Origin of the sequence: Pseudomonas sp. BS3782 TE3695, assembly GCF_050435305.1 — a bacterium.
Classification (GTDB): domain Bacteria; phylum Pseudomonadota; class Gammaproteobacteria; order Pseudomonadales; family Pseudomonadaceae; genus Aquipseudomonas.
In genome coordinates, this window is record NZ_JBNDKB010000001.1 from 978,745 (window position 1) to 992,478 (window position 13,734).

Consider the following 13,734-nt stretch of genomic DNA (forward strand, 5'->3'; position numbering starts at 1 on the left):
CGTGTGATGAAAAAGTTTTTCAAGAAAGTCGGTGCTTTCCTGCGCCAGACCTGGGTCTGGACCCTGCTGCTGGTGCTCTTTATCGCGATGCTGGTGTGGTTCGTCGGGCCGCTGCTGGCGGTCAATGACTACAAGTTCTGGGAAGGTTCGACCTCCCGCCTGCTGACCATCAGTGTGCTGTTCCTGATCTGGGGCCTGACCATGGTCTTCGCCAGCTGGCGCGCCGGTGTGCGCAAGAAGGCCATCGAGGAAACCGAAGACGGCCAGGACAGTATCCGCCGCGAAGAGCTGATCGACGAAGAGGAGAAAGAGCTTCGTGTACGCTTCAAGGATGCGTTGAAAACCCTGAAGACCTCGAGCCTGTATCGCGGTCGCAGCGAGCGCTGGCGCAGTGATTTGCCGTGGTACTTGCTGATCGGCCCGCAGGGCAGCGGCAAGACCAGTCTGCTGGATTTCTCGGGGCTTGAGTTTCCGATCAACAAGATCGACCGCAAGCTCACCCGCGACACCCTCGGCACTCGGCATTGCGACTGGTACTTCGCCGACCACGGCGTGCTGATCGACACCGCCGGGCGTTACTTGACCCAGCCGGATGCCGAAGTCGATGGCAGCGCCTGGAGCACCTTGCTCGACCTGCTGCGCAAGCGTCGTCGTAACCGTCCGTTGAACGGCGTGCTGGTGACTATCCCGGTGGAAACCCTGCTGGGCGGTAGCGAGCAAGACCTCGACACCCTGGCTCGCCAGGTGCGTGCGCGTCTGCAAGACGTGCATCAGAAACTGCATGTCGACGTGCCGATTTATCTGGTGTTGAGCAAGGCCGATCGCCTGCTCGGTTTCGACGAATTCTTCGATCAACTGACCCGCGAAGAAAGCGATCAAGTACTCGGTACCAGCTTCCGCAAAGAGCAGAGCGGTACTGATGTGGCTGTGCTGCGCGCCGAGCTCGAAGAGCTGCTGCGTCGCCTGAACAGCCAGGTGATCATGCGCATGCACCAGGAGCGCGACACCCAGCGCCGTGGCCGCATCCTCGATTTTCCGCATCAACTGGGGCAAATCGGCGAGCGCCTGTGCCTGTTCGTCGACATGGCGTTCACCGGCAACCGCTACCAGCGCGTAAGCCAGTTGCGCGGTTTCTACCTGACCAGCGCACCGCACCTGACCCAAGAGATGGACCAGACCACTGCGGGCATCGGCGCCAACCTGGGCATGAACGCCGGCGTGCTGCCGACTCTGCGCAGCGGCCGTTCGCGGTTCATTCACCACTTGCTCAGCCGGATGATTTTCCCCGAGGCCGATCTGGCCGGTCTGGATAAACGCGAGCGCAGCCGTATCCATTGGGGCCAGCGTGCGCTGTACGTGGGCGCACTGGCGGCACTGGCGCTGTTCGGCATGCTGTGGGCGGGCGGTTTCTCGGCCAACTATGAGCGTCTGGAAAACCTGCGTTCACTGGCGCAAACCTGGAATCAGCAACGCTCGGCCCTGACCGTCCGCGATGATTCCATGGCGGTGCTCAAGACCCTCGACACCCGCTACGCGGCGACCCAGGTCTTCCCGAACAAAGGTGACGTGTCGTACCACGAGCGCGGTGGCCTGTACCAAGGCGAAGACGCCAATCTGGTGGTCAAGAGCGCCTACGAGCGTGAGCTTGAAGCGCAATTGCTGCCACGGGTTGCGACCCTGCTGGAAGGGCAGATCCGCGCCAACATGAAGGACCGCGAACGCCTGCTCAACAGCCTGCGTGCGTACCTGATGCTGAACATGAAAGATCGCCGCGATGCTACGTGGCTCAAGGATTGGGTCGCCACTGACTGGTCCCTGCGCTACGCCGGCAACACCGCGGTGCAGAACGGCTTGAACACCCACTTCGAGCGCTTGCTCAAGCAGCCGTTTATCTACCCGCTGAACGATCAACTGGTGACGCAGGCGCGTCAGGTTTTGCGCAGCGAGTCGCTGGCTAACGTGGTTTACCGGATGCTGCGCGAGCAGGCTCGCAATCTGCCGGAATACCGCTTCAGCCAACACTTGGGCCCGCAGGGTGCGCTGTTTGTCGGCACCGATTACGTGATCCCGGGGTTCTACACCCAACAGGGTTATCAGCAGTATTTCTCGGTCCAGGGCACGACACTGGTCACCGACATTCTGCGTGACAACTGGGTGCTGGGCGAAGGGTCGGGCATCAGCGGCATGGACTTGCGTCGCCTGATGGTCGAACTGGAGCAGCTGTATTTCCGCGACTATGCCAATTTCTGGAGCGAAGCGGTCGGTCAGGTGGCATTGCCACCGATCAACGACGCCGGTGAAGGCGCCGAGCAACTGGCGGGCCTGACGTCCGCCAACTCCCCGGTGCTGCAACTGCTGGTGGAAGTGCGCGAGAACACCCGTTTCCAGGTCATTGCAGACAGCGCCGATGAAGCCGCCGAGGCGGCTGACAAACTGGATGAGAAGGGCGGCAAGTTGGGCAAACTCGCTGCGGCCGCCGCGGACAAAGCGTCGGACATTGCGAAGAACTTGCCCGACACCGCGAAAAAATCCCTGCAACGTCGCTTCGAACCGCTGCACCGTTTGCTGGATGACAACAACGGCCCGGCCGCTGATTTGACCCCGGCACTGACAGCACTCAACGACCTGCAACTGCAACTGTCTAGCCTGGCCCGCGCCAGTGCGCCGGAACAGGCTGCGTTCGAAATGGCCAAGACCCGTATGAGCGGCCAGCGTGATGCGCTGAGCAACTTGCGCAACGCGTCGAACCGTCTGCCGCGCCCTGTCAGCGTGTGGTTCAGCGTGCTGGCCGAAGACACCTGGCGTCTGGTGCTCAACGATTCCTACCAATACCTGAACCAGCGTTATCAGAGCGAGCTGTACAGCTTCTACGGCAAGGCGATCAACAAGCGTTACCCGTTCAGCGCCCACAGCACCAGCGACGTCGCGATCAGCGACTTCCGTGAGTTCTTCAAGGCCCAGGGCATCGCCGATCGCTTCTTCGACAACTACATGCGTCCGTTCGTGAGTGGCGACCCAGGCAACTACCGCCCGCGCAGCATTGACGGTCACAGCATGCCGATCTCCAAGGTCTACCTCGACCAGATGGCCGCGGCACAAGTGATCCGCCAGAGCTTTTTCGCCAGCAACCCGGCCGAGCCGCAAGTGCAGTTCAAACTGGAGCCGTACACCCTCGACCCGGCCGTCAGCCGTTCCGAGTTCAAGTTCGGTGACAAGACCATCGAATACCGTCACGGCCCGATCGTGCCGGTGTCGTTCAAATGGCCGACCGACGCTGAAGACGGTCGCACCAGCCTGGTCCTCGACAAAATGGCCGGCCGCCCGATCGGCATCGAGAAGAACTCCGGCCCATGGTCGCTGTTCCGTCTGTTCGACCTGATGCAGACCGAGTACCTGATGGGCCGCGACGTGCTGGTACTCAAGGCTGACGTGGGTGGCCTGCGCGCCAACTACTTGCTGTCGAGCCAGCGCACGCCGAACCCGTTCGACATGGGTGTGCTGCGTACTTTCCGTATGCCGGTGCAGCTCTGATGCTGGTTGCCAGTCCCTGGCGCAGTGCTGCGCGTACCGATCCGGGCAAGGTTCGGGCGCGCAACGAAGATGCTTTTCTCGACTGTCCACAGCAGGGGCTGTGGGTGGTCGCGGACGGCATGGGCGGTCATCAGGGTGGCGACATCGCCAGCCAGTTGATCGTCGCCAGCCTGGCGGAATTGCCGGTGCAGGACGGCTTCGACGAACGACTCAAAGGCATTCGCCAGTGCCTGCACTGGCTGAACCGTCGCTTGGGCCAGGAGTTGACCGTCACCGCCGGGCGTCACGACAGCATCATGGGCAGCACCGTGGTGGCGCTGCTGGTGGAAGGCAATCGCGCGGCCTGCATCTGGGCCGGCGACAGCCGCTGCTACCTGTGGCGCGGCCAGCGTTTGTATCAGCTGTCCAAGGACCATTCGCTGCAACAGCAACTGATTGACGAGCAGAACATGAGCGTCGAGCAAGCCCAGGCTCACCCAGCCGCCCATGCCTTGACCCGTGCGGTCGGGGCTGCCGAGCAGCTGACCCTGGACGTGCTCGAACTCGAAGTCTATCCAGGCGATGCGTTTTTGCTGTGCAGCGACGGTTTGTATCAAGGGCTGACTAGCGATGCCTTGGGTAACGCCCTGAGCCTGACCGCGCCGCACGTTGCGCTTGAGCGTCTGTTTGACGGCGCTCTGCGTGGCTCGGCGCGGGACAACCTGACCGCCGTGGTGATCCGCCAATGACTGAATTCATGCCACCGATCGACGACCTGCTGGTGACCGAGGAAGAAGCCAATAACCTGACTTACTTCGCCTTCGCCACGCCTCTAAACGCAAAGCCGCATAAAGCCAAACCCGCGCTGGCGCCCACCCGGGCCAGCATCGGCGAACTGCCGGACGTGCTGGCGGGACGTTACCGTATCGAGCGCCTGCTCGGTGCCGGTGGCATGGGCGCGGTTTACCGCGCACGGGACTTGCTGAGCGAACAGTTCGGCGACCCCGACCCTTACATCGCGCTGAAAATACTCAGCGAAGAATTTGCCGAATCGCCGGATGCCAGCGCCTTGCTCTACAGCGAGTTCGCCCTGACCCGACGACTGCGTCACAACAATGTGCTGCGACCGCACACCTTTGAAGTGGACACCGACTGTCAGCGCGCCTTCATCACCATGGAACTCATGCGTGGGCTCACCCTGGACAAATTACTCTGCGAGCGGCCCCTGGGCCTGCCGTGGATAGAACTGCGCGACATCGCGCTGCCGCTGCTCGACGCGCTGGCCTACGCCCATGCGCGCGGCGTGCTGCACGGCGACATGAAACCAAGCAACGTGATGCTCAGCGAAGACGGCGTGCGCCTGTTCGACTTCGGCCTTGGCCAAGCGCAAGAAGGCATCCTGCCCGGCCTGCCGCACCTGAGCCGCAACCGTTTCAACGCCTGGACCCCCGGCTATGCCGCCCCTGAACTGCTCGAAGGCCAGACGCTGTCGGCCAGCGCGGACGTGTATGGCGTGGCCTGCGTGATCTACGAACTGGCGGGCGGCAAGCACCCGTTCCGCCGTTTGCCGTCGACCGAGGCCCGCGATGGGCATCTCGAACGCGAACTGCAAGCACCCAAGCATCTACCGAAACACTGCTGGCCAGCCCTGCGAACGGCGCTGGCTTTCGATGCGGCCAAGCGCACCATCACCGCCGCCCAATTGCGTGACGCCTTGGGCGCCACTTCGTCCTGGCTACAACGTCTGCGACTTCGAGCGTAACGGATGACATTCGAACAGGGAGCAAGCAATGTTCAACCCAGCTAACGAAACGCACTTCAGCCTGACCGTCGACGGTTCTCAAGGCGATCAGGTCGGCGACCTGCAAGTGCTGTCGTTCACCGGTACCGAAGGCATCAGCCAGCCGTATCGCTTCGACCTCGAACTGGTCAGCGAAAACCCGGACCTGGATCTGGAAAAGCTTCTGCACAAGCAGGCGTTCCTCGCATTCGACCCGAAAGGCAGCGGCATCCACGGCCAGATCTACCGCGTCGCCCAAGGCGATGCCGGCAAGCGCCTGACCCGCTACAAAGTCTCCCTGGTGCCGCACCTGCAATACCTGCATCACCGCACCAACCAGCGCATCTACCAGCAGATGTCGGCGCCGAAAATCATCGCGCTGATCCTCGAAGAACACGGCATCAAAGGCAACGCCTACCGCTTCCAGCTGAACACCCCGTGCCCGGACCGCGACTACTGCGTGCAATACGACGAAACCGACCTGCACTTCGTCCAGCGCCTGTGCGAAGAAGAAGGCATTCACTACCACTTCCAGCACAGCGAAAAAGCCCACCTGCTGGTATTCGGCGACGACCAGACCGTGTTCCCCAAACTCGGCCAGCCAACGGCTTATGTACAAGGCAGCGGCATGGTCGCCGATGAACCGGTAATCAAAGGCTTCAAACTGCGCCTGGAAACCCGCACCGGCCGCGTCACCCGCCGCGACTACGACTTCGAAAAGCCCAACCTGAGACTCGAAGCCGGCTATAAACCCGACGGCAAACCCGACGGCGAAAGCGCCGAACCGGACCTCGAAGACTACGACTACCCCGGCCGCTTCCTCGACCGCGCCCGCGGCAAATTCCTCAGCCAACGCGCCCTCGAACGCCACCGCGCCGACTACCAGCAAGCCGAAGGCCACGGCGACCAGACCACCCTCGCCAGCGGCCACTTCCTGGAAATCTCCGACCATCCGCGCACCGAGTGGAACGACCTCTGGCTGCTCACGGAAATCGTCCACGAAGGCAAACAGCCGCAAGTGCTCGAAGAATCCGTGACCAGCGACACCACCAACAACAAAGACGACTTCCACCAGGGCTACCGCAACCGCTTCCTCGCCACCCCGTGGAACGTGTTCTACCGCCCCGCCCTGGAACACCCCAAACCCCGCGTCCTCGGCAGCCAGACCGCCATGGTCACCGGCCCCAAAGGCGAAGAAATCCACTGCGACCAATACGGCCGTATCAAAGTCCAATTCCACTGGGACCGCGAAGGGTTGGCCGATGACAAAACCAGCTGCTGGATGCGCGTCTCTTCGAGCTGGGCCGGCGACCGCTACGGCGCCATCGCCATCCCGCGGATCGGCATGGAAGTGCTTGTCACCTTCCTCGAAGGGGATCCCGATCAACCGTTGGTGACTGGGTGCCTGTACCACAAGGAAAACCTCGTCCCCTACGACCTGCCCACAAACAAAACCCGCACCGTATTCAAAATCCTCAGCTCACCGGGTGGCGGTGGGTACAACGAACTGCGGATTGAAGACAAGAAAGGGGCCGAGCAGATCTTTATCCATGCCCAGCGGGATTGGGATGAAAACATTGAGCATGACCAGAAGATTCGGGTGGGGAATGAACGCCACGACACGGTGGAGAAGAACACCTACACCGAGCTGAAGGCTGAAGAACATCGCACCACCATTGCTGATCGCAAGAGTGAGGTGCGGGTGGATGATCACCTGACGATTGGGCAGAACCAGCATGTGAAGTTGGGGACTGCGCAGCTGACCAGTGCGGGGAAAGAGATTCACCTGAAGGCTGGGGACAAGATTGTTATCGAAGCCGGGATGGAGCTCACGGTTAAGGCCGGTGGGAGTTTTATCAAGCTCGATGCGGGTGGTGTGACGGTTGTTGGGCCGGTGGTGAAGATTAATGCCGGTGGCTCGGCGGGGAGTGGGACCGGGATTGGGATTAAGCCACCGGTGCTGCCGGGGGCTACGGATAAGGATAAGGCGGGGAGTTTGATGGATCAGGCGTTGGGGAATGCGGTGCCTGAGAAGGTTAAACCGAAGGCTTTTTTTGTGTTTTCTGAGTGATGAAGTTCGTGATGACAACAAACAAACACGTAAGGCAGATGAAGTGGTTTTCCATTGCACTGTTGAGCTTGGGGATGAACACCGGTGCCTTTGCCTCGTCGCCCAGCGACGCCCAATGTCCGAGCAGCAACTTTGCTGATTTCGTCAAAGCTTTTTCATCCGAACCAGAGGTACAGAAAGCTTTTATCGCGTCCCCTGTGAAGCAGGTTCACGTAATAGCTGATGGCAACATACCAAAGGTTGTTGAGCGTAGCCTGAAGGAGTTGGCTACCGACGAATTGAAAGTACTGCTTTCGGAAAATGCCGCCAAATCGAATCTCACGATCGAGATCAATTTGCCGAACAGGGTGATTGTCCGCGATCAAACGGGCCAGTTTTTGAAGGTTTTCGTCTTCAAGCATGGCGATTGTTGGGTTCTAAACCGTGTTGAAGATTGGTCGCTCGAAGCAGCGATGGATGAAGTTGCTCGATCAGAGGAACCAGAGCTCAGTGAGCGAGAACTGAAGAAAGGCGTGATATTCGACAGGCTGGTTAATAAGGCATCTCCCGAGTCAGGTGTCTATTTGTACGCGGCGGCATTGGATAGCTATTTAGATGGCGCCCGAAAAGGTTCGGCCCAAGCTGCATTTGCTGCTGCGGGAATCAGTCTTTCTGGGCAAGCACCGCGATTGGAGAATTCCAGAATCCTGCAGCTTTTGATCCAGGCTTCAGAACGCATTCCGGACGCGGGTTTGACGCTCGCAGATTTTTACTGCGATGAGGGTGAGTACGACGAAAATCACGGCTGTATCAACCCGAAGCAGTCAATGGCCACATTGGAGCGTGCCGCTAGCCAGGGGTCAACTAACGCACGGATTCGATTGGGCGAGGTGTACGAAATGGGCACTGTCGTCCCTGCTGACCTACCTCGGGCTATGGCGTGTTATAGGGAAGCTCAAAAATCTGACCTCGAGTCCGGTACTAGTGCTGTTGACCGCTTGGCGACTCAAGGTGTCGTTAGTGATGACTCAATTCAATGTATTAAAGCAGGAAGCTTCCGATGAGTACCGGACTACTTGAACAGCGGGATAAATACCGCAGCGGTTATGAATACGGCCCCCATAAGGGCGACATCGATCATAATAATAACGGTAAGAAAGAGATTGATTGTTCCAATCTTTTGTACCAAATGCTGAAGGATGCGGGGTATACAATTCCGTACATGACAACGGCACAGCTAAATACGGACACTATTTATTTCGAGATAATTCCGCTTGCGAGTGTCGAGCCTGGTGATGTTGCACTTTGGATCGTATTTCACGGGCATACAGGGGTTATTGAGGACATCGTTAGCCCCAGTCGCAATAAGGGAAATTTTTTCGGGTCGCAATCCTCAAACGGACCGAAATCCGCAAAATACGGTGAAGATAGTCGCTACTGGCCAATGCCAGAAAAGTTTTTGCGTCCAAAACCCCAATTTAGAGGTGCCCAGCCAGCGCCTGCTCCTGCTCCTGTTCCTGCCCCAACAGCAGAGGCCGCTTCGCCGCTGATGAATTTTCAGTATCCATTCCGAAAAGCTGACGGTAAGCAGTTCAACGACGCCGAAGATGTCTACAAAGCGCTCGAAAATGAAAAGTCAGGGCATTACCTGCTGGGGAGCAACAAGTTTTGGCATGGCGGCATCCATATCAGCGATGCAAGTGCCCCACAATGCGTACTGAATGAGCCGATACGTTGCATGGCCGATGGTGAGGTCGTTGCGTATCGCCTTAATGAGGATTATCTGGAGTCGACGTTCGGCGACAACGAGAAAAAGCTGAAATATTCCAACTCCTTCTGCCTGGTGCGTCACGAGTACAAGTCGGCACCCAATCCGGAAGAAGGGCCGAACCAAGGCAAGCAAAACAAGCTGAACTTCTACAGTCTGTATATGCATTTGCTGCCTTATAAGCGCTATCCACTATCCGAGGAAGAAACACCAAAACCCAAAGTGACCATGAAGGTAAATGACTTCAAGGCATACGACGAGTTTCCCGAAACAAGCAGCGTTCAGTCACCCGGAAAACTGTCTATGGGCACCAAGCTTGAGGTGCTGGAGCAGAGAAGCGTCGGTAACGTCACCTATGCTAAAGGAAAAATCCTTTCCGGCAGTATAAAGAACGGGTCACACAAAGTTCGTGAAGCAGGGAGAGAGGTTTGGTTCGCCTATTTGAAAAATGGTGCACCTTACCAAAACTCCCAACCCAAACGTATTTGGTTCGCGGACGATGTACCGGAACGTGCCAAGCCAAAGTATTGGCACGGGAAAGTAAAAGCTAGGACGTGCAAACGCTTGGCGATGTATGCCGCACCAGCGAACCCTACGGATGGGCAACCTGCAGGTGCACGTATAGAAGAAAGTCGTGAGATAACGGTCAGCAGCACTATTGCGTTCGATAGCAAGGATGTTGTGAGCTTGGTTCTCGACAACAAATTGCGGCGAATGGCCCCATGTACACCGGTGGAAGCTAGCATATGGACAGGCACGGGGAGCGTACCATCAAATTTCTGGGCCATTGTCGAAAGCGATCCGGATAGCCAGTACGTGCAGTGGGAGACGCTCACGCCTACAGAGTTTGAGGTTGTGACGACTAGCATTGGAATCAAGGCTGGCGACCCGATCGGCTATTTGGGGCAAACGGAAAATCTCACTAGCGAGCAAGGCGCGTCGGACAGCAAGTTTCAGGTTCACGTCGAAATATTCACCGCCGAATCGGAAGTGAAAGACTTCCTTAAAAACCTCGCTGGTCTGAAAACAGGCAAACAGTACCTGCACTTGCCGACCGGAACGGAGCTCAAGAAAACACCCCCGGCGACGGGCATGACAGTGCTCAAACTCGACCATGCTGTCGACCTCAGTAAGGCTCCTGTCATAAAGGAAGGTACTGAAGACTGGTACAAGGTCAGTGTTACTAAGGATGCTCAACTGGTCAGCGGACTAGTGAAAAAAGCAGGCGCCCAAATCGTCACCCAGCACGACTGGGAAAAATTGGGATTCCATATTGTTGAAGAAACAAACGCTATGGCAGACGGTTTCCTCGACCCCGAAGACATGCCGCAGTTCTTCAAAGATTTGCTCATGAAAATTGATAAAAACCATGATGGTGAAGTCGATTCTGGCGAGCTCGCAGAGGCGTTAAAAAACGTTGAAACACGTTCGCAGTGGGCGAAGCTGATCGCTCATCATCCGACCGAGTGGAAGGATAAGGCGGACTCTGCTAAGTGGAGTAAGTTGGATCAACTGTTGGAAACATCCCCGAAGACGTTGAAGCATGAAAAAGAGCGCATTAGTAAGTATGTTTTTTGGGATGAGCTTGCTGGAACGGCGGCTATCAGTTCTAGCCTAATTTGGCATTTTCACCCGATAGCATTGCTTGAAAATTTCATGAGTCAATCCGTATACATAGATGTAGAACGTTTTGTGGCTATGTATGCCGAACAGCACGCATCGTTCCAAGATGAATCTCCAGCACTTTCAGCTAAGTCGAAAGAAAATCTACGGGAAATCGTGAAAAACATAAATATCTACGTCGATAAAAATAGAGAAATGCTGACAATATATGAGTTGTCGTATATGTTTGCAACGGCTAGGCATGAGGCATACAACTATACTATTGCCGAGTATTTTAGCGCTTCTCCAGAGGTCGGGCCGGTTAGTTATTTTGACAAATATGATCCTGTTCTTGCATCCAGCGCTGCGCATCGGCAGAGAGCGACAGATAATGGAAACACCGTCCAGGGTGACGGTTATAAATATCGTGGGCGTGGATTGGTGCATTTGACTTGGAAAAACAACTATCAGAAAGCCAAAGATTATTTTGGGATAGATTTTGTTGGAAGTCCTGAAGAGGCCGCTGGATTTAAAAATTCAGTTCCAATTATGATTTGGGGTATGAAAGAGGGTGTTTTTACCAATCAAAAATTGAGCACCTATGTCAATAACACCACCAAGGATTATCAAGGCGCTCGTAAAGTTATCAATGGTTCTGATCAGAAGGTTCTGATCGCGAGTTATGCCACTAAATTTGAAGCTATTTTGAGAGCTACATCCGTAGCGCCGGAGACCCGATAGAAATGAAAAAGATAAACCTGTTTGCGTTGTTATGCATCAGCCTGTCGGTCACTGTATCTGCTGCTGAAAAAGCAACGGTCTCTGCGGGCGATGTTTATGAAGTAAATGAGGAAACTCAGAGCCTGAAAGTTAGCTGGTCTGGTGGAAGTAAGGTTGTTGATGGTGTCGTTGGCGACAAAGGAGAAGTCACGAGAGATTTCGTTGACTTCAATGGCACTAAAGCCTTGCACTATGAAAATTTGGCGTCGAGCACTCCGTTTGAAGCGTACTTTACTCTGAGTAGGCAAGGAGACAGTGTCGTTGTCGATTGTATATACGCAAATATACGTAATGACAGAAACGGTATTCTTGTCAATAAGGCAGTTTGTGATCTTAACAGACCGCTCGTCGAGGATTATGAGGAGTCTATCTATGAGTTTTCTGATGAGTGGAAGAATACTACGGGAAAAATTTCAACAGAATCTTTGGGTAATACTCCAGCAGTAGCTTTGAATGTCGATGAGGCTCAGTACAAGGACATCCATTTGGTGAGGGTTTATAAGTCTCAGGACGATTTGGTGTCTAAATCTCCGTCAGTTGCTATTAAGCAAGGCAGCTCCCAGCATCAATTCGACTCTGGCACAATTTTTTCTGTATATAAGGCCAGTGACTTGAAATCTCCGCAGTATTTAGACGTAGCGGCGCAAGGTATCGAGAAAGCTTTTACTCGCTATGATTATGAGGGTTTGAAAACGTTGTTTAAGTAACCTTGATTTTGAGCGAGTGGGGGCGGACTGTTTTTTTGAGCATAATAAATCCGTCCCTTTTCTTGCTGTAACCTCGGAAGGATCAATTGACGGAGAGTGGCCGTTGATATGCTGAAGGGGACGCAACGTCCCCTTTTCTATTCGTGGTTCCGCTACACCTTCACCCGATGCTCCGCCGGATTCGGCGAATCAATATGATCCAGCGCTCGCTCCACCAATAACCGGACCCCATCCGCCAATCTGCTGAACGCCAAGGCTAAGGAGCGCCGTTCACCGTCCACGTCGTCGGCCAGGTTGGCGGCGATGGCGCTGATGGACAGCAGGTCTTCCGAGGCGTTGGCCAGGAGGGCTTCGGTGTCGATGTCGGGGGAGACGGTGAAGAGCTTGCCTTTGCGTTTGGGCTTTTCGTTGGGTGGTGGAGCGAAATGGTGGTCGAGGGCGCGTTCGGCGGCTTCGTGGAGTTTTCTGGAATCGAAGGATTCGTAGGGGGATGTGGCTGGGTTTTCAGGAGGATTCGGTGTTGGCTTGATCATTGAAATAGTACCGATATTAGGAGCTAACACCGTTTCGCTTGCGCTTCGAATGAGGTGGCAGCTGTGTATAGGTGTGCAAGACCGGAATCGGCAAACCGGCAAACCCGAAGGTCTCCCATACACAGCCGCCATAACGATTCGCGAGCATAAGAAAACGCTCGATGAATAGCCATAACCGATTGTGTGCCGATTCTGGACTTGCACGTCCGAATCACCGATTTTGCGGTGACGAACAGAGGTTATCGATGAGGGGCCAAGCTGCCTAGTTCATGGACAGCTCGGCGTTTTGAAGGAAATGTCCGATAAGTTTGAGGGCATCAAGATCAAAAGATCGCAGCCTTCGGCAGCTCCTACAGGAATGTGTTTCTTCAGGTGTAGGGCGGGTGTTGGGTATGACGCGGAGCGTCACGGGATGCATTCCTACGCGGGAGCGTGGCAACGATCAGGGTTGAGGCACTAAAGCGTGACTTGGCGGTCATCATGCTGGAAAAGCGGTTCATCTTCTTCTAACGCAACCCGACAGTGGCGTTCTGGCTTGAAGCCGCTACACTGCGCCAGCCGTTCATTTCTTCTTTGAGGCTGTGCGCATGAAATTTCGTTTTCTTCTGTGGATGCTGGGTTTGTTGATGGGTAAGGCCAGTCGGACTAATCCTGCGTTTCAGCAGCAGTTGGGTGACAAGGCGTTGGTGTTTCAGCTACAGACCCTGGACGGGAAAGTGGCGCGGCATTTCTTTGTGAAGGATCAGCGCATTACCAGCAAGTCGGGCGTGTATGCCGAGCCGGCGTTTGCGATTGCATTCAAGGATGCGGCGTATGGCTTTGCCACGATGCAGGCGAAGAACAAGCAGTTGGCGTTTATGACGGGGATTCAGGACAAGTCGATTCAGATCAAGGGCAACCCGGCGCTGGTGATGTGGTTTCAGGGGTTGACCAAGTATTTGAAGCCGAAGAAGGCCAAGCCGAAGGCATAAGTCTTTCAGGTAGCTCGCCGGGATTTTCGAGAG

At 55.9% G+C, this 13,734-nt stretch carries 9 protein-coding genes; 8 read left to right on the forward strand and 1 reads right to left on the reverse strand.

The genetic code is table 11. The features are described from left to right. Positions 1-6 precede the first annotated feature (6 nt). From tssM to ABH909_RS04365, 7 genes are read left to right on the forward strand one after another with little or no spacing between them, the layout of a single operon-like run. Entirely contained in the window at positions 7-3,531 is a 3,525-nt protein-coding gene (gene tssM / locus ABH909_RS04335) for a type VI secretion system membrane subunit TssM (RefSeq protein ID WP_429430770.1), read from the forward strand. Then, a complete protein-coding gene (locus ABH909_RS04340; RefSeq protein ID WP_429430772.1) occupies positions 3,531-4,259 on the forward strand; it encodes a PP2C family protein-serine/threonine phosphatase in 729 nt (242 codons plus the stop codon). The genes tssM and ABH909_RS04340 overlap by 1 nt, the downstream gene beginning before the upstream one ends. Beyond that, positions 4,256-5,272: a serine/threonine-protein kinase gene (locus ABH909_RS04345; protein WP_429430774.1), complete on the forward strand. Its 1,017-nt coding sequence runs from the start codon at positions 4,256-4,258 to the stop codon at positions 5,270-5,272. Before ABH909_RS04340 ends, ABH909_RS04345 begins: the two co-directional genes overlap by 4 nt. A gap of 28 nt (positions 5,273-5,300) precedes the next feature. Continuing rightward, positions 5,301-7,361 (forward strand): type VI secretion system tip protein VgrG, encoded by a 2,061-nt coding sequence (locus ABH909_RS04350; protein WP_429430776.1) that lies wholly within the window; start codon positions 5,301-5,303, stop codon positions 7,359-7,361. 38 nt (positions 7,362-7,399) lie between these two features. After that, entirely contained in the window at positions 7,400-8,404 is a 1,005-nt protein-coding gene (locus tag ABH909_RS04355) for a sel1 repeat family protein (RefSeq protein WP_429430778.1), read from the forward strand. Next, a complete protein-coding gene (locus tag ABH909_RS04360; RefSeq protein WP_429430780.1) occupies positions 8,401-11,451 on the forward strand; it encodes a hypothetical protein in 3,051 nt (1,016 codons plus the stop codon). Before ABH909_RS04355 ends, ABH909_RS04360 begins: the two co-directional genes overlap by 4 nt. Before the next feature lie 2 nt (positions 11,452-11,453). Continuing rightward, positions 11,454-12,197: a hypothetical protein gene (locus ABH909_RS04365; RefSeq protein ID WP_429430782.1), complete on the forward strand. Its 744-nt coding sequence runs from the start codon at positions 11,454-11,456 to the stop codon at positions 12,195-12,197. A gap of 152 nt (positions 12,198-12,349) precedes the next feature. Here ABH909_RS04365 and ABH909_RS04370 read toward each other — a convergent pair whose 3' ends face one another. Continuing rightward, positions 12,350-12,730 (reverse strand): DUF6124 family protein, encoded by a 381-nt coding sequence (locus ABH909_RS04370; protein ID WP_429430784.1) that lies wholly within the window; start codon positions 12,728-12,730, stop codon positions 12,350-12,352. Between the two features lie 587 nt (positions 12,731-13,317). Between ABH909_RS04370 and ABH909_RS04375 the strand changes: the two genes are divergently transcribed. Beyond that, a complete protein-coding gene (locus ABH909_RS04375) occupies positions 13,318-13,701 on the forward strand; it encodes an SCP2 sterol-binding domain-containing protein (RefSeq protein WP_183680692.1) in 384 nt (127 codons plus the stop codon). Positions 13,702-13,734 lie beyond the last annotated feature (33 nt).